Below are 15,555 nucleotides of genomic sequence, written 5' to 3' on the forward strand. Positions count from 1 at the left end.
GATGGGGGGCGGAATCACGCTCGATCATTTCCTGGTTCTCGGACTGATCCTGTTTTTGCTCGGCTCCTATTGCGTGCTGACGCGGCGCAACGCGATCGGTATCCTGATGGGCATCGAGCTCATCCTCAACGCGGCCAATATCAACTACCTCGCTTTCGGCTTCTTCGGCGGCACCCGCTACGACGGCCAGGTCTTCGCGATCTTCGTCATCATGCTGGCCGCGGCCGAAGCCGTGATAGGGCTGGCGGTGGTGCTCGCGATCTACCAGAACCTGCGGACGATCGACGTTGATGCGACCGAGACGCTCAGCGGTTAGCCGCGGCGGCGGCAGGCCGCGCCGGCGCGCCGCTCAGGCCCACCCGGCAGTCTTTCTTGTTTTGATGCCGCGTTCTGCTTATATCGACGCGATCGTCGGCAGAGGCGAGGTGAGGGTGTAGCCGCGTGGAGCATCCGGTTACGGTCGAGTTCGTGCGCTGGATCGTGCTGCTGCCGCTGTTGGGGGCGGCGGTGAACTTTCTCGCCGGCGCATGGCTCCAGCGCCGCTTCGGTAAGCGCGTGATAAGCCTTGTCGGATGCGCGGTGGTCGTCGCCGCCTTTGCGCTCGCCGTGCGCGCGTTCGCGGTGATGTTGGCGGCGCCGCCGGCGGGCCGCTTCATGCTCGACGAGCTTTGGCGGTGGATCGACGTCGGGCCGCTCAGGCTCGATATTGCGCTGTGGCTCGATCCGCTGTCGATGGTGATGGTGCTGATCATCACGGGCGTCGGCGGGCTTATCCACATCTACTCGACCGGCTACATGCACGAGGACGAGTCGTACTGGCGGTTTTTCGCCTGGCTCAACCTGTTCACGTTCGCGATGCTGGTGCTGGTGCTGGCCGACAACCTGTTCCTGGTGTTCGTGGGGTGGGAGGGCGTGGGGCTGTGCTCGTTCGCGCTCATAGGGTTCTGGTACAGGGAGCTGCCCAACACGGTCGCCGGCAACAAGGCCTTTATCGTCAACCGCGTCGGCGACTGGGCCTTCGTGGTCGCGCTCTACGCGCTGTTCGCGGGGCTCGGCGCGGTCGGCCATCCCACGCTCGTCATCCGCGACGTCGCGCACTGGGCGCCTGCGCTGGCCGGAATGCCGGGCTATCTGGGGATGTCGCTGGTGACGTTCGTCACGCTGCTGCTGTTCGCCGGGGCTACCGGCAAGTCGGCGCAGATTCCGCTGCACGTATGGCTGCCGGACGCGATGGCCGGGCCGACGCCGGTCAGCGCGCTTATCCATGCGGCGACGATGGTGACGGCGGGCGTGTACATGATCGCGCGGCTCAATTTCCTGTTCTCGATGGCGCCGGCGACGATGCTGGTGATCGCGACAATCGGAACGTTGACCGCCTTCTTCGCCGCCACCATCGGCACCACCCAGGACGACATCAAGAAGGTGCTCGCCTACTCGACGGTCAGCCAGCTCGGCTACATGATGGCCGCGGTCGGGGTGGGCGCCTACGTCGACGGCGTCTTCCATCTGATGACCCACGCCTTTTTCAAGGCCTGCCTGTTCCTCGGCGCGGGCTCCGTGATCCACGCGATGGGCGGGGTGCAGGACATGCGGCTGATGGGCGGCCTGCGCCGCAGGCTGCCGGTCACGTTCTGGACCTTCCTCGCAGCGACGCTGGCGCTCTGCGGCGTGCCGCCGTTCGCCGGCTTCATGTCCAAGGACGCGATCATCTGGGACAGCTTCGCCCACGGCCATCCGACGCTGTGGGCGCTGCTGTGGAGCGGCGCCGGTATCACCGCCTTCTACATGTTTCGCCAGGTGTACATGACCTTCTTCGGCGAGTTCCACGGCGGCCACGAGCGCGAGCACCATCTGCACGAATCGCCGCCCGCGATGGCGCTCGCGCTGGTCGTGCTCGGCGCGCTCTCGGTGGTCGGCGGCTTCGTCGCGCTGCCGGGATTCCTGGGCCGCTTCGATCCGTTTGGACAGTTCCTCGCGCCGGTGTTTGACTCGCCGGCGACGCGCCACGCGGCCGAGTCAGTGATCGAGAACCGCGGGCTCGAGGCCACGATGGGTCTGGTGTCGCTGCTGATGGTGGCGGGGGGATGGCTGCTCGCCGACCTCATCTACCGCCAGGGCTCAACGCGCTTCGCGTGGGTCGGCGAGTTGTGCAACGGCGCGCTTTACCGCACGGTGCTCAACAAATACTACGTGGACGAAGCCTACGAGGCGGGACCGATGGCGGCGACGCTTGCGAGCTCGCGGGTGGCGGCCTGGTTCGACCTCCACATTATCGACTGGATGGTGAACTTCGCCGCCACGCTGACCGTGTTCGGCTCGTGGCTCTCGGGACTGTTCGACCGCTACGTGGTTGACGGGCTGGTCAACCTGGCTTCCAATGCGACGCTGGAGGTGGGCGGGCGGATGCGCCGCCTGCAAACCGGCTCGATCAACGGCTATCTCTACGGAATCCTGGCGGGGGTCACGCTGATCCTCATCGTCCGGGCGGTGCTGCGGGTGTAGGCACGCACGCGGGGGAGGCGGCGAGGCAGAAGCCGGAAAGCGCAACCGACGATGGATCATCCGCTGACGCTCATCACCTTCATCCCGCTGATCGGGATGGTGCTCATCCTGGCCTGCCCGCCCAAGCTGGGCTGGCTGTACCGATGGATCGCGGCCGCGTTCGTTTTTCCGCAGCTCGTGATCGCCGGATGGCTGTACGCCAACTTCGACACCTCGACCACGGCGATCCAGTTCAGCGAGCGCTACGCGTGGATTCCCGCCTACCACATCTTCTACTTCCTCGGCATCGACGGCATCAGCATCTCGATGGTGCTGCTGACGGCGATCATCTGTTTCATCTCGGTCTTCGCCAGCTTCAGCATCGACCGCGGCGAGAAGGGCTACTACGCGCTGCTGCTGCTGCTCGACACCGGGATGATGGGCGTGTTCGTCGCGCTCGACTTCTTCCTGTTCTACATTTTCTGGGAAGTGATGCTGCTCCCGATGTATTTCCTGATCGGGATCTGGGGCGGGCCGCGGCGGGAGTACGCGGCGATCAAGTTTTTTCTCTACACGCTGCTCGGCTCGGTGCTGATCCTGCTCGCGATGCTGGGGCTGTACTACTACGGCGCGACGCCGACCTTCGACATGCTCCAACTCGCCGGCAATGCGAGCCACTACTCGATGACCTTCCAGCGCGTAGCCTGGATCGCACTCTTTATCGGCTTCGCGATCAAGATTCCGGCTTTCCCGTTCCACACCTGGCTGCCCGATGCGCACGTCGAGGCGCCGACCGCGATCAGCGTCATCCTCGCCGGCGTGCTGCTCAAGATGGGCACCTACGGCATCCTGCGAATCAACTACGCGATCCTGCCCGCGGCCAGCCACGAGTTCGCTTACTGGCTGCTCGGCGCGCTCGGTACGCTCAATATCGTGTACGGCGCGCTGTGCGCGATGGCGCAGACCGACTACAAGAAGCTGATCGCCTATTCGTCGATCAGCCACATGGGTTACGTGATGCTGGGGATGGCGACGTTCACCGCGGCCGGGATCAACGGCGCCGTGCTCCAGATGTTCAATCACGGGACGATCACCGCGATGCTCTTCATCCTGGTCGGCGTGATCTACGACCGCGCGCACCATCGCGAGATCGCCGGCTTCGGCGGGCTTGCGGGCCAGATGCCGGTGTACGCGGGGATAACCGGGCTCGCGTTCTTCGCCGCGATGGGCCTGCCGGGGCTGTCGGCCTTCATCTCGGAGGTCCTGGTGCTGATCGGCGCGTGGCAGAAGTACCCGGTGCTGACGATGCTCGGCGCGGGCACCGCAATCCTCACCGCCGGCTACATGCTGTGGACCTTCCAGCGTGTCTATCTCGGCCCGCTCAACGAAAAATACCGCAGCCTGAGCGATCTGAGTCTGCGCGAAGCCTTCACGCTGGTGCCGCTTGGCATTATCGTGCTCATCCTGGGTGTCTATCCGCACGCCGTGCTCGGGCTGCTCGGCACCTCGCTCAACCATCTCAACCAGGTCGTGCTGATGGCGCACGCGCCGGCCATCGCGCTGGCGCGTTGAGGCGCGGCCGGCGCGCAGCGGGACCACGATGGACCTCGGCAACGTCGCAAGCCTCGGCTACCTGCTGCCGGAACTGCTGCTCACCGCCGGCGTCGTGGCGCTGGTGGTGATCGATCTGATCCTGCGCAACAAGGCCGCGCTCGGCGACCTCGCACTGGTGATCGCGGCGGGCGCGCTGCTCCTGATCGCGCTGGAGCCGGGCCATCGCGGTGCCTGGCTGTTCCATCGGATGCTCGTGTTCGACGCCTTCGGCCTGTTCTTCCGTACCCTGATTGCGCTCGCCACGCTGGTCGCGGTCTGGATGTCGATCGGCTCGGAGGAGGTGCGCCGCTGCGACCAGGGCGAGTACTACGCGATCCTGCTCGCGAGCGCGCTCGGGATGTTCCTGATGGCCGAGGCGAGCAATCTGCTGATGGCCTACCTCGCGCTCGAACTGGTCAGCCTGACCTCCTACGTCCTGACCGGCATTCTGCGCCACAACCGCCGCGCGCAGGAGGCCGCGCTCAAGTATCTCATCTACGGCGGCGTCGCCTCGGGCACGATGGTGTACGGAATGAGCTGGATCTACGGGCTCACCGGTTCGCTCGACTTCGCCGCGATCAACCGCGCGCTCACCACGCAGGGCCATTTGCCGGTGCTCGCCGTGTTCATCGCGCTGGTCCTGATCCTTGCCGGCCTGGGCTACAAGGTGGCTTCGGTGCCGTTCCACATGTGGGCGCCCGACGTTTACACCGGCGCGCCGATTCCTATCACGACGTTCCTTGCGGTTGGCTCCAAGGCGGCCGGCTTCGCGCTGCTCACGCGCTTCTTCTTCCCGGCGATTTCGCGCCTTGGAGCGGGCGGCAGCTGGCAGGCGCTGAGCGGCGTCGAGTGGCCGGAGCTATTGCTTGTGGTGTGCGTGCTCACGATGACGCTGGGCAATCTCGCCGCGCTCCATCAGACCAACATGAAGCGGCTGCTCGCGTACTCGTCGATCGCGCAGGCAGGATACGCGCTGATGGGGGTGGTAATCCTGTCCGACGACGGGATCCGGGCGATGCTCTTCTACCTGTTCGCGTACTATGTGATGGACGCGGGCGCGTTTCTCGTCGTGATGATCATCGCCAACGCGACCGGGCGCGAGGATATCGAGGCCTACCGCGGGCTTGCGTGGCGCGGCGGCGCGGTGCCCGCGATCGCGCTCGCCATCTTCCTGCTCTCGCTCACCGGGATCCCGGCGACCGTCGGCTTCATCGGCAAGTTCTACATCTTCGCGGCCGTGATCCGCTCGCAGTTCTACGTGCTGGCCGTGATCGGCATCCTCAATTCTGTGGTCTCGCTCTACTACTACATGGTGCCGGTGCGGATGATGTTCCTGGAGATGCCGCGCGGCGACGAGACGCCGGTTGCGATCGAGCCTTGGAACTACAGCATGATGGGCGTACTCGCGTGCGCGACGATCGTGCTTGGGCTGTACTGGACGCCGATCATCGCGTTCGCCGACCGCTCGATGCACTTCTTCCTCGGTCAGTCGTAGCTGCGGCCGGCCCCGGCTGAGGCGATCGCCTGGCCGCTCGAGCGTGGCGCCGCAGCCCGGCGGCGCCACACGGCCTCATCGACGGCGCCCGCGCCAGCTCCGGCATCGCGCACGCCGCTTACGCCAAGCCGTGGGTGACCGGAAGCCCACGGCCGCGGACGCGAGCGCCGCCGGCCGGCTAGCGCATGATCTGCATCAGCCCGCCGGGCGTCGAGTACTTCGCCACGTCGTCAAACTGCCTGGGCACTTCGGTGTTGAACATGACGTAGCGGCCGCTCTTGTCGGTGTTGTAGCCGAGGCTGATGTGGCTGTTCTGCACGTCCCAGGTGGAGGCATAGAAGCGGCCGTAGATGGTCTCGCCATCGGCGCCGGGAACCTTGCGCTTGTGGTAGCCGGTCATCGTGATCTTCCACAGCTTGCCGTTGGTATCGTACTCGTCGTCCCACAGCCCGCGCGCGGTTTCCTTGTCCACGTTGATGATGCGCTTGCCGTAGCAGTAGCCGGGCGCCTGTGCGGGTACCCGATGAACGTTGATGACCCAGGTGTCGCGCAGGCTCCACGGTCCCCAGGACGGCCGCGCAAACGCCAACGGCATGTCGTAGTTGTCGGGGAACGACGCCTCGGCCGCGGTCATGTCGACCAGCGTGAGCACCTTCTGGTCACGCAAATAGTCGGCGCTGAAGATCGCCAGGCCGCCGTTGAAGCCGGGTTTCTGGTCGTCGTGAGTCCAGTCGGTGCCGAGCAGCGGCGCGCATCGAGAACTCGTCGACAGCCTGAGCGAGCGCCGCAGCGCCGGAATGAAGACGTAGTTCTGTTCTTCCGCCTGATTGTTCTGCGGCAGGATGTCGAGGTCGGCGGTGTATTTGGCCTGTTCCGGCTCGTTGACCATTATCCACTGCGAGGCGAAAGCGCCGGCAGCCTTGGGATCGACGCGCGGCACGCCGGGATCGGTGTTGAAGGCGAGCTGGCGGTAGACGAAATCCCACTGCGCGCTGCTGTGACTGCCGAAGCGGTCAATTAGCCACAGGTTCCACAACCCGTAGCCCGGCATCCCCACGCCCAGGTGGGGGCCGTAGGCGTACCACATGTCGGCCAGGATCTCGTAGCCCTTATCCGGACCGCGCGGGTCGGGAAAGGGCTCGCCGGCGACGTAATTGGCGACGTCGTTGTTGCCGTTGGGAAGGTGCACCACCCGCACCTGCCCGCTGTATTTCTCGGTGGCATTGCGGAAGGTGGTCGGCGCCACGATATGCACTGGCGGGCCGACGTCTATCTCGACGTCCGACGGCATCTTGAAGAAGTACTGGCCTCCGAACAGCGCGACGAGGCCCTCGGACATGTACTGTTTGAATTCCTGCCAGTTCGCCGTCGTGATCTTGGTGCCTGGCGGAATGCCCGCATCACCCGCGGCCAGCGCAAGCGCACTTGCGAGCAGCAGCGCGAGCACCATTGCCGATCCGGAAAGCAGCAGTTTCGTCGATTTCATGGCGAGCCTCCGAGTGTCCGCCCAGCCCTGAGAGCTGCCTCCAACCAAACCGATATACCGCTCACTACTCCGCGCCCATCAATAAATCAAGCGATTTATATTAGCAATTCTAATGAATCCGACAGCGTATTTTGCCGGCAAGGGGAACTCGGCGAGGTAGCGCTGTAGTCGTCCTCGACGTCGATCGCGAGCGTCGCGAGCAGACGCACCACGGCGTTGCAGAACGTGATCTTGATTATTCGCCGCTATCGCAGCGCAACGTCGAAGGCAAAGGAGACATCCCGTTGTACCGCGCTCTCTACGCTCGCGTCGATTTGCGCCGTACCGCCCGGATGCGATAGCTGCTTAGGCGCCGGACGGGCGGGTGTGCGGACGAATTCGCGGGGGAGTTCAATCGCAATGGGCAAGCTGGACGGAAAAATCGCACTGATCACCGGAAGCGGCTCGGGCATCGGCCGCGCCAGCGCACTTCTGTTCGCCGCCGAGGGCGCGAAGGTCTCGGTCGTGGACTGGGCCGAGGACCGCGCGCGCGCGGTGGCCGCGGAGATCGCGGCGCGCGGCGGCGAGGCAATCGCGCTGCGTGCCGACGTCTCGAGGGCAGCCGACGCCGAGCGGATGGTCGCGGAGACAGTGCGCCGCTTCGGCCGCCTCGACGTCCTGTTCAACAACGCCGGCATCGGCTTCGCCCGGCGTACCCATCTGCTCACCGAAGAAGAATGGGACCGCACGATCGACATCGATCTCAAGGGTGTGTTTCTGGGTTGCAAGTACGGGCTGCCAGAACTTATGAAGCAGGGCGGCGTGATCCTGAGCACCGCGTCGGTTGCGGGGCTTGAGGGTATCCGCCAGATGGCTGCGTACTGTGCGGCCAAGGCCGGCGTCATCATGTTGACCAAGTCGCTCGCGATGGACTACGCCGAATACGGCGTCCGCGTTAACTGCGTGTGTCCAGGGACGATCGAGACGCCGCTCAGCGACACCGCCTACGAGAACCTTTCCGAGGAGCGGCGCGAGCGGGCGCGCCGGATGGTCGCCGCGATGCACCTGCTCGGACGCACCGGCCGGCCCGAGGAGATCGCCAGCGTGGCGTTGTTCCTGTGCTCGCAGGACGCGTCATTCATCACCGGACAGGCAGTAGTCGTCGATGGCGGCTACAGCGCAGGTCATCGAATGATAAGACTCTCGTAAACGCGTCCGAAGCCCATCAGACACAGCCGTCTTTGCGATTTTTGCCCGATGAATGCGGCGCTCGTGGTTTCGATTGCGCGCGGGCGCTAAAGTGAAATCAGTGACATGACGCTTCGGCGAAAAGCCGTGCAGGTTCGCGACGCTGCGGGGGAAGCGGCGCGGCAAAGGAGCTTGCAGTGAGCTCAATAGGCTTCACCCTCGTCTTCGGCGTGCTCGCCGGTATCGCCGGCTTCGGTGGTTCAGCGGCCTTCGAATCGGTGCTGGTGCTGGGCGTGCTGGGACTGATGCATATGACGGTCGCTGCGGGGCGGCGCACCCGCGAGCGTGCGCTTGAACGCGCTCGGCGCACCGATTGAGCCGCAACTCTCCGTCGGTGAGTTGACCCTCACTTGGGGACGGCCGCGCTCCTTGCGCCGGCCGAATCTAACCTATCGTCTCTCCAGCCGTTGAAATTGCACTCCGCGCGGGCGGATGCTCTTGGGCGGGGTATCTTGCCGATGAGTGGACAGCGCAGCGAACGCCCTGGCGTGGGACTGCTGCTGGTCGTCGCGATGCCGATAGGCAATCCCGCCGACCTCAGCCCGCGCGCGCTGGCCACGCTTGCCGAAGTCGATGTGATCGCCTGCGAGGACACACGGCGTATCGCGCCAATGCTGGCCGCGCATGCGATCCGCACTCCCACGCTCAGCTACTTCGAGCATAACGAGGAGCGCCGCACGCCGGAGCTGATCGAGCGGATGCGCCGCGGCGAACGCGTCGCGCTTACGACCGATGCCGGAACTCCCGCGATCTCCGATCCGGGCTTCAGGCTGGTGCGCGCGGCGCATGCCGCCGGAATCAGGGTCGGCGCGGTGCCCGGTCCGTCAGCGGCGGTTGCGGCGCTTTCGGTCGCCGGGCTTCCGACCGACCGTTTCACCTTCGAAGGATTTCTGCCGGCGCGGCCGGTCGCGCTGCGCAAGGCGCTCGAACGTCTTCGGTACGAGCCGCGCACGATGGTCTTCTATGAGGCCGCGCGCAGGCTCGGTCCGCTGCTGGCGGAGATGGTATCGGTCTTCGGCGCCACGCGCGAGGCTGCTGTCGCGCGCGAGCTCGGCAAGACCTACGAAGAAGTGGTCCGCAGCACGTTGGGCGAACTCGCCGCGCGCTTCGACGCCCAGCCCGCGCGCGGCGAGATAACGCTCGTTGTCGCAGGCGCGCCCGCCGAGAGCGCCGCTTCATGTGCCGCAGAGCACGGCGCGGCGCCGGCGTTGAGCGTCGAGGTCCTGTGCGAGGCCGGGCTTTCGCTCAAGCAGGCGAGCGCGGTGATGGCGCGGCTCAGTGGACGCGGCCGACGCGAGGTCTATCAGGAGGCGCTCAGAGCGCGCCGCGCGAGCGAGCCCGAGGTTGGCGAGCCCGAGGAATGAAAAAGGACCGGATGGCGCTGTTGATTGCCGTCGCGCCTGCGGCGCAAGGGTCGCTTGAAACCATGGGGTGGGTAGGATTCAATGCCGGCGAGGGATGGCGACGAGGGGCAAAGCGGGTGCGCAAAAGCCTGCCCAAGCCGGGCCCCAGCGCGCGGCGGCCATGGTCCTGGTGATTCACGGGCCCAACCTGAACCTGCTTGGTGAACGCGAGCCGGAAATCTACGGGCGTACGCGGCTGGACGATATCGACCGCGCGCTTCAGGAGTTGGGCCGCGAGCTCGGACTTGAGGTGGAAACCTTCCAGTCCAACAGTGAAGGCGCGATCGTTGACCGTATCCAGCGTGCGCGCGGACGCGCCAGCGCCTTGCTGATCAATCCTGCGGCTTACACGCACACCAGCGTTGCGATCCGCGACGCGATCGCCGCCGCCGGCCTGCCTACGGTCGAAGTTCATCTCTCGAACGTGTACCGCCGCGAGCCGTTTCGCCATCACTCAACCATCGCCGACATCGTCGCCGGACGTATCATGGGCTTCGGCGCCGACAGCTATCTGCTCGGGCTGCGCGCGCTCAGGCGGCTGCTCGATGGGGCGCAGGCGACCGGTTCCGCGGCCTGAGCGAGCGCGATGGCGCGGCGCAGGGCAGGGCGGGTGTCGTCGCGGAGCTCTGGAGAATCGATGGAATTGCGGGAACTAAAGACGCTGCTCGCCCTGATGAGGGAGTTCGGGCTGAGCGAGCTCGAGATCGAAGACAAGAAGGGCAAAGTGCGCCTGGTGCGCGGCGCGGGCGCGGAGGGAAATTCCGCGCCCGCCCAGGCGGCGGCGCCGGCGCCCACGCCCGTCGCGAAGGTGGCCGGCTCCACGCCGGTCGCGCGCTCCGGCCGAGCCGCAGGCGCCGCACCAGCGCAAGCTTCGTCGGCGCCGGAACTCGCTCCCGGCCAGCGGCTGGTGCAGAGCCCGATGGTCGGGACGTTCTATCGCGCGCCCTCGCCGCAGGGCCCGCCCTTCGTCGAGGAGGGCGACGTCGTGCGCAAGGGCCAGCCGTTGTGCATCATCGAAGCGATGAAGATGATGAACGAGATCGAAGCCGAAATGGCTGGTAAGATAATCAGTATCCTTTGCGATAACGGCCAGCCCGTCGAGTACGGGCAGCCGCTGATGGTAATCGAGGCCGGCTAGCGCCGCAGGCGCGCCGGGCGCACAGCGCCATGTTCAAGAAACTGCTGGTCGCAAACCGCGGCACCATCGCGATCCGCATCATCCGCGCCTGCCGCGAGCTGGGGATTCCGACCCTGGCGGTCTACTCGACCGCCGACAAGGACGCACTGCACGTGCGGATGGCCGACGAGGCGGTGTGTATCGGCCCGCCCGCCGCCGAGGAGAGCTACCTCAACATCCCCGCCATCATCAGCGCCGCGCTCACCTACGGCGCCGACGCCGTCCATCCGGGCTACGGCTTCCTTTCTGAGAACGGCGACTTCGCCGAAGCGTGCAGCCGTTCGGGCCTGCGCTTCGTCGGCCCGCGCGCGCGCCATATCCGCCTGATGGGCGATAAGCCGCGCGCGCGCCGCATCATGGTCCGCGCCGGCGTCCCGGTGCTGCCCGGCAGCGAGGGCAAGGGGGTCAAGGACCTGCGCGAGGCGCAGGCCGACGCCCGCCGCCTGGGCTACCCGGTGCTGATCAAGGCGGCGGCCGGCGGCGGCGGCAAGGGGATGCGCATTGCGCACAACGAGAAGGAGCTTGCGCGGCTGTTCGCGCTCGCCCGCGCCGAGGCCGCGGCCGCCTTCGGTTCGGGCACGATGTACCTCGAGAAGTACCTGGAGCACGCGCGCCACGTCGAATTCCAGATCCTCGCCGACCAGTATCGCAACGTCATCCATCTCGGCGAGCGCGACTGCTCGATCCAGCGCCGCCATCAGAAGCTGCTCGAGGAGACGCCGTGTCCGGTGATGACTGCGCGGCTGCGCGAGAAGATGGGGCGGGCGGCGGTGCGCGCGGCAGAGGTCGTCGGCTACTCCAACGTCGGCACGGTCGAGTTCCTGCTCGCACCCGACGGCAATTTCTACTTCATCGAGATGAACACCCGCATCCAGGTCGAGCACGGGGTGACCGAGATGGTGACCGGGGTGGACCTGGTGCGCGCCAGCCTGCTCCTGGCCGCGGGCGAGCGCGCGCGGATGCGTCAGCGCGAGCTAGTGATGAAGGGCGCGGCGATCGAATGCCGGGTTTACGCTGAAGATCCCGACAACCATCTGCCGTCGCCGGGCGTGGTTTCCAACCACCATCCTCCCGGCGGGCTCGGTGTGCGGGTGGAATCGGCGCTGTACGACGGCTACCGCGTGCCGGTGCATTACGATCCGCTGATCGCCAAGCTGATCGTGCATGCGACTGATCGCCAGAGCGCGATCATGCGCGCGCGCGCCGCCCTGCGCGAGTACCTGGTGGACGGGATCAAGACCAACATCCCGCTCCATCTGCGCATCCTCGAAGAGCAGGACTTCCAGCGCGGCCACTTCGATACCGGCTTTCTCCAGCGTTACGAGACCGAGGGCCGCTTCGCAGAGGCCGTGCGCGCCGCCGCGCGCTGAGTTGCTGGGTTCGTCCGGATGAGCAGGTTTGCCGCGCGGGTCTCGGTTGTGGCCGCGCTGATTGCGCTGGGTCTGTGCGCGGGCTCTGGCCTGAGCGTTCCGCGCGCATGGGCGGCTGACCTGCCGACGGCCGGCTCCGAGCTGCTCGGCACAGGCGCGGTCTCCGGCGCGCCGGCGCCGCTGGCCGAGGCCGTCGATCCGGTTTACAACTTCGGCACCGCGCTCAGCGGGCCGCCGGTCAGGCATACCTTCACGATTCGCAACGCCGGCCAGGCGCCGCTCGAAATCAGGAGCGTCGTGACCTCGTGCGGATGCACTGCGGCCAAGCCGAGCCAGAATGTGCTCGCGCCGGGCGAGATCGCGACGATCGCCGCGGAGGTCGATACCCGCTACGAGCACGGCCACAGCCTCTCCGTCGTGACTGTGGCGACCAACGATCCGCGCAAGCGGGCGCTCCAGCTTAAAATCGAAGGCGTGATCAAGGCGCAGGTCACGGCGGTGCCGGCCGCCCTCGACTTCGGCAAGGTGCATCACGGCACCGCCGCCGCGCGCGACGTCGTGTTGAGCGATATGATGGGCGGCGGCGGATTCGCGCTAAAGTCGGTCCGGAATTCGAGCTCGTACATCAGGGTAACCAGCGCCGCGCGCGCCGACGGCAAGCCTGGAGCGGTGCTGCACGTGGCGCTGTCGCCGGCGATGCCGCCCGGGCCGATCACCGACACGATCGAGGTCGATACCAGCCGCGCGCCGCTGCGCGTCGCCGTCCTGGGCGTGGTGGTCGGTGACCTGACGGTCGAGCCGGCGCAGGTTTCCTTCGGTATTCTGCCCCATCACCAGGGCGCGACCCGGATCGTCCGGCTGACCAATTCGAGCGAGCGCGCGATCAACGTGCTCGGCGTCGAGAGCACCAGCCAGAGCGTCGAGGCGCGGATCGACCCGGTCACGCCGGGCAAGCTGTACAAAGTGACCCTGGCGCTGCGTCCTAACACGCCCGACGGCCAGATCCGCGGCGTGCTGACGATCAAGACCGACGACCCGCAGCAGACCACGCTGACCGTCCCTTATTACGGAATCGTCGGGGCGTTCAAAGGCTGAGCTTGCGCGATATTTCCAGCGGCCGCGCGATCGGCGCGCCGTCGCTAAGGCGCGCTTGTTCCAGTCCCGCCGGGGCACTTATACTCGTTATCGAGGGCCACGATGCGTCCTGACGGACGCCGGGCCGGGCAAAGCCCGATGGGCGGGTCGATACTGCTTGCGCCATTTCGCCGCCTGCGCGAAGCCTGCGTGCGCTTTGCGGTAGGGCTGCTCACCAAGCCGCTCAAGCGCTACACCCTCACCTATCCTAACGATCTCGCCGAGCTGAAGCGCCAGATCCGCAAGGGTGACGTCGTCCTGGTCGAAGGCAACGAGCGCGTCAGCGAGGTTATCAAGTACCTGACCCAGAGTTCGTGGTCGCACTCGGCGCTCTACGTCGGCGACGAGCCGATCAAGCGCGATCCCGAGCTGCGTTTGGAGCTGGCCCAGCAGTACGGCGAAGAAGCCAACTTCATGCTGGTCGAGGCGCTGGTGCAGAGCGGCGTAATCCTTGCCCCGCTGGCCAAGTACCGCGATTTCAATATTCGCATCTGTCGCCCGTTCCGGCTCTCGGAGTCCGATCTCAAGGTTGTAATCGATGAGGCGCTGGCGAGCGTCGGGCGCCAATATGATCTGAAAAACATTGTCGACCTGGCGCGCTATTTCTTGCCGGTCAGCCTGGTGCCCGCCCGCCTGCGCCGCCACGCCTTGCAGTTTGGCAGCGGCGATCCGACCCGCGCGATCTGTTCAAGCATGATCGCCGAGTGCTTCCGCAAGGTGCGCTTTCCGGTCGTGCCGCGGATCGAGCCGCTGCCGCCCGACTATCCATTCGTGCCCGTGCCGCGGCGCGGCTTCGGCCGGCTGGTCGCGCGCTCGGTGCGCCGGCCGCTGGGGCTGTTCCACATGACGTCGCCCACGCTGGTTACGCCGCGCGACTTCGATCTCTCGCCGTACTTCGAGATCGTCAAGTTCAACCTGATCGCCGGCCGCCGTTTCGATTACCGCCAGATCATCTGGGCCGCCGACGACGAGCCCGAGGAACCGGGCAAACTGGCCAAGACCGCGTTATAGGAGGGAGGCTGGGGGTGACCGCCCGCGCAGGCTTGTGCGTAGCGGTCCGGGTTTGCGATAAGTATGCAGCCCAGCGCGCACCCGGCGCGTGGAAAGGGAGCGGCAGGGCTCGTCGCCGACGGGCCCCGACGATGTCGTGTGCATGAGCAACCGCGAGCTTTTGGAAAAGGCGATCGCCAGGATCCTGCATCGCCACTGCAACTTCGGCTGGGCCCACTACTACATCCCGAGCGAGAAGTTTCCGAGCCTTATCGAAGAGCTGGTTGAAGTGGCCAGCCCGGCCGGACAAGTCAGTCACGAGGAACTGGTGCAATTTTTCCTGCGCACCCAACGCCTGAGCTCCGCCCAGGAGCGCGCCGCGCGCTTCGAGGAGGAGTTCGCCGTCTATCGCCGCAGCTAGAGGGCTGACCCGCGCAGTGGAGCGGACCGCCGCGGCTGCGCCGAAGACAGGCGGCTTGGGCGCGGCGTCACTCCGAGCGTGGCTGCCGCACCAGGACTTCCTATCCTCTGTCCCTGCGCCGGGATTCTTCGCGCGCGCCAGGCCCGCACGCGGGATTCGCGTAAAGGGCCTGCGGAAGGAGTAACCCCACGATGGACGCCCTGGAAGCGCTTCTCACTCGGCGGGTAGCCCGCGCTTATTCCGACCAGCCCGTCGGACTCGAGCAACTTGCGCGCATCATCGACGCCGGCCGCCATGCGATGAGCGCACGAAATCTCCAGCCCTGGCAGTTCATCGTCGTGCGCGAACGCGCGACGCTTCGCGAGATGGGCGCGCTGTGCAGCACCGGCCGCTATGTCGCCGACGCCCCGGCGGCGATCGTTGTGCTGAAGGATCGCGGCAATACGCGATGGGCCGACGTCGATTGCGCGCATGCGGTGCAGAACATGGCGAATGCGGGGTGGGCGATGGGCCTGGGCACCTGCTGGGTGGGCAACTTCGATGGGGACAAGCTTGCCGCTCTGCTCGGCATCCCCGAGGAATGGCCGATCTTCACCGTGCTGCCGTTCGGCTATCCGAGCGCGGCGAATCCGCCGCAGGCCAAGGCACTCAAGCCGCGCGCCGAGGTGGTTCACTACGAGCGCTGGGGCCGCCATACGGCCTGACGCTACAACTGCCGTGCCGCTCTGCTAGGATTAGCCGGCGCCTGCGGCGTGGTTGACGGAACTCGGGCGCATCC

General features: G+C 66.3%; 15 protein-coding genes. 14 read left to right on the plus strand and 1 reads right to left on the minus strand.

Annotated features, from left to right (window positions below; translation table 11 throughout):
• Window position 1: 1 nt before the first annotated feature.
• From nuoK to VFB33_13395, 4 genes are all read left to right on the plus strand, one after another.
• Window positions 2-316, plus strand: coding sequence for an NADH-quinone oxidoreductase subunit NuoK (gene nuoK, locus VFB33_13380; GenBank protein HZO82680.1), 315 nt, complete (start codon window positions 2-4; stop codon window positions 314-316).
• A 125-nt stretch (window positions 317-441) separates the two neighbouring features.
• Window positions 442-2,502 carry an NADH-quinone oxidoreductase subunit L gene (gene nuoL, locus VFB33_13385; protein ID HZO82681.1) on the plus strand — a complete coding sequence of 687 codons (2,061 nt, stop codon included), beginning with the start codon at window positions 442-444 and terminating at the stop codon, window positions 2,500-2,502.
• 51 nt (window positions 2,503-2,553) lie between these two features.
• Entirely contained in the window at window positions 2,554-4,053 is a 1,500-nt protein-coding gene (locus tag VFB33_13390) for an NADH-quinone oxidoreductase subunit M (GenBank protein ID HZO82682.1), read from the plus strand.
• Between the two features lie 28 nt (window positions 4,054-4,081).
• A complete protein-coding gene (locus VFB33_13395) occupies window positions 4,082-5,569 on the plus strand; it encodes an NADH-quinone oxidoreductase subunit N (protein ID HZO82683.1) in 1,488 nt (495 codons plus the stop codon).
• A 178-nt stretch (window positions 5,570-5,747) separates the two neighbouring features.
• Here the strand turns inward: VFB33_13395 and VFB33_13400 are convergent, their stop codons facing one another.
• Window positions 5,748-7,055, minus strand: a complete 1,308-nt coding sequence (locus VFB33_13400; protein ID HZO82684.1) for a DUF1329 domain-containing protein — start codon at window positions 7,053-7,055, stop codon at window positions 5,748-5,750.
• 399 nt (window positions 7,056-7,454) lie between these two features.
• On the opposite strand from VFB33_13400, the gene VFB33_13405 reads away from it, so the two are divergent.
• The 10 genes from VFB33_13405 (at window position 7,455) to VFB33_13450 (ending at window position 15,481) form a co-directional block, all read left to right on the plus strand.
• The gene (locus VFB33_13405; protein HZO82685.1) at window positions 7,455-8,243 is read left to right on the plus strand and encodes a glucose 1-dehydrogenase; all 789 of its coding nucleotides are present in this window, start codon (window positions 7,455-7,457) and stop codon (window positions 8,241-8,243) included.
• A 176-nt stretch (window positions 8,244-8,419) separates the two neighbouring features.
• A complete protein-coding gene (locus VFB33_13410; protein ID HZO82686.1) occupies window positions 8,420-8,599 on the plus strand; it encodes a hypothetical protein in 180 nt (59 codons plus the stop codon).
• Between the two features lie 141 nt (window positions 8,600-8,740).
• The gene (rsmI, locus tag VFB33_13415) at window positions 8,741-9,646 is read left to right on the plus strand and encodes a 16S rRNA (cytidine(1402)-2'-O)-methyltransferase (GenBank protein HZO82687.1); all 906 of its coding nucleotides are present in this window, start codon (window positions 8,741-8,743) and stop codon (window positions 9,644-9,646) included.
• Window positions 9,647-9,806: 160 nt separating this feature from the next.
• Window positions 9,807-10,262 (plus strand): type II 3-dehydroquinate dehydratase, encoded by a 456-nt coding sequence (aroQ, locus tag VFB33_13420; protein HZO82688.1) that lies wholly within the window; start codon window positions 9,807-9,809, stop codon window positions 10,260-10,262.
• A gap of 60 nt (window positions 10,263-10,322) precedes the next feature.
• Window positions 10,323-10,823 carry an acetyl-CoA carboxylase biotin carboxyl carrier protein gene (accB, locus tag VFB33_13425; GenBank protein ID HZO82689.1) on the plus strand — a complete coding sequence of 167 codons (501 nt, stop codon included), beginning with the start codon at window positions 10,323-10,325 and terminating at the stop codon, window positions 10,821-10,823.
• 29 nt (window positions 10,824-10,852) lie between these two features.
• A complete protein-coding gene (accC, locus tag VFB33_13430) occupies window positions 10,853-12,232 on the plus strand; it encodes an acetyl-CoA carboxylase biotin carboxylase subunit (GenBank protein HZO82690.1) in 1,380 nt (459 codons plus the stop codon).
• Window positions 12,233-12,250: 18 nt separating this feature from the next.
• A complete protein-coding gene (locus VFB33_13435) occupies window positions 12,251-13,327 on the plus strand; it encodes a DUF1573 domain-containing protein (GenBank protein ID HZO82691.1) in 1,077 nt (358 codons plus the stop codon).
• A gap of 138 nt (window positions 13,328-13,465) precedes the next feature.
• Window positions 13,466-14,377, plus strand: a complete 912-nt coding sequence (locus tag VFB33_13440) for a YiiX/YebB-like N1pC/P60 family cysteine hydrolase (protein ID HZO82692.1) — start codon at window positions 13,466-13,468, stop codon at window positions 14,375-14,377.
• A 142-nt stretch (window positions 14,378-14,519) separates the two neighbouring features.
• Window positions 14,520-14,777, plus strand: a complete 258-nt coding sequence (locus VFB33_13445; GenBank protein ID HZO82693.1) for a hypothetical protein — start codon at window positions 14,520-14,522, stop codon at window positions 14,775-14,777.
• A gap of 191 nt (window positions 14,778-14,968) precedes the next feature.
• Window positions 14,969-15,481 (plus strand): nitroreductase family protein, encoded by a 513-nt coding sequence (locus VFB33_13450; GenBank protein ID HZO82694.1) that lies wholly within the window; start codon window positions 14,969-14,971, stop codon window positions 15,479-15,481.
• The last annotated feature ends 74 nt before the right edge of the window (window positions 15,482-15,555 follow it).

This window comes from Candidatus Binataceae bacterium (assembly GCA_035650475.1).
In the GTDB taxonomy this organism is placed as follows: Bacteria; Desulfobacterota; Binatia; order Binatales; family Binataceae; genus JAKAVN01.

Excerpts from the sequence above, each read along its gene's own strand:
- nuoK (HZO82680.1), top strand. The coding sequence starts at position 2 with ATGGGGGGCGGAATCACGCTCGATCATTTCCTGGTTCTCGGACTGATC.
- VFB33_13390 (HZO82682.1), top strand. The coding sequence starts at position 2,554 with ATGGATCATCCGCTGACGCTCATCACCTTCATCCCGCTGATCGGGATG.
- VFB33_13395 (HZO82683.1), top strand. The coding sequence starts at position 4,082 with ATGGACCTCGGCAACGTCGCAAGCCTCGGCTACCTGCTGCCGGAACTG.
- VFB33_13400 (HZO82684.1), bottom strand. The coding sequence starts at position 7,055 with ATGAAATCGACGAAACTGCTGCTTTCCGGATCGGCAATGGTGCTCGCG.
- VFB33_13405 (HZO82685.1), top strand. The coding sequence starts at position 7,455 with ATGGGCAAGCTGGACGGAAAAATCGCACTGATCACCGGAAGCGGCTCG.
- rsmI (HZO82687.1), top strand. The coding sequence starts at position 8,741 with ATGAGTGGACAGCGCAGCGAACGCCCTGGCGTGGGACTGCTGCTGGTC.
- aroQ (HZO82688.1), top strand. The coding sequence starts at position 9,807 with ATGGTCCTGGTGATTCACGGGCCCAACCTGAACCTGCTTGGTGAACGC.
- accB (HZO82689.1), top strand. The coding sequence starts at position 10,323 with ATGGAATTGCGGGAACTAAAGACGCTGCTCGCCCTGATGAGGGAGTTC.
- accC (HZO82690.1), top strand. The coding sequence starts at position 10,853 with ATGTTCAAGAAACTGCTGGTCGCAAACCGCGGCACCATCGCGATCCGC.
- VFB33_13435 (HZO82691.1), top strand. The coding sequence starts at position 12,251 with ATGAGCAGGTTTGCCGCGCGGGTCTCGGTTGTGGCCGCGCTGATTGCG.
- VFB33_13440 (HZO82692.1), top strand. The coding sequence starts at position 13,466 with ATGGGCGGGTCGATACTGCTTGCGCCATTTCGCCGCCTGCGCGAAGCC.
- VFB33_13445 (HZO82693.1), top strand. The coding sequence starts at position 14,520 with ATGAGCAACCGCGAGCTTTTGGAAAAGGCGATCGCCAGGATCCTGCAT.
- VFB33_13450 (HZO82694.1), top strand. The coding sequence starts at position 14,969 with ATGGACGCCCTGGAAGCGCTTCTCACTCGGCGGGTAGCCCGCGCTTAT.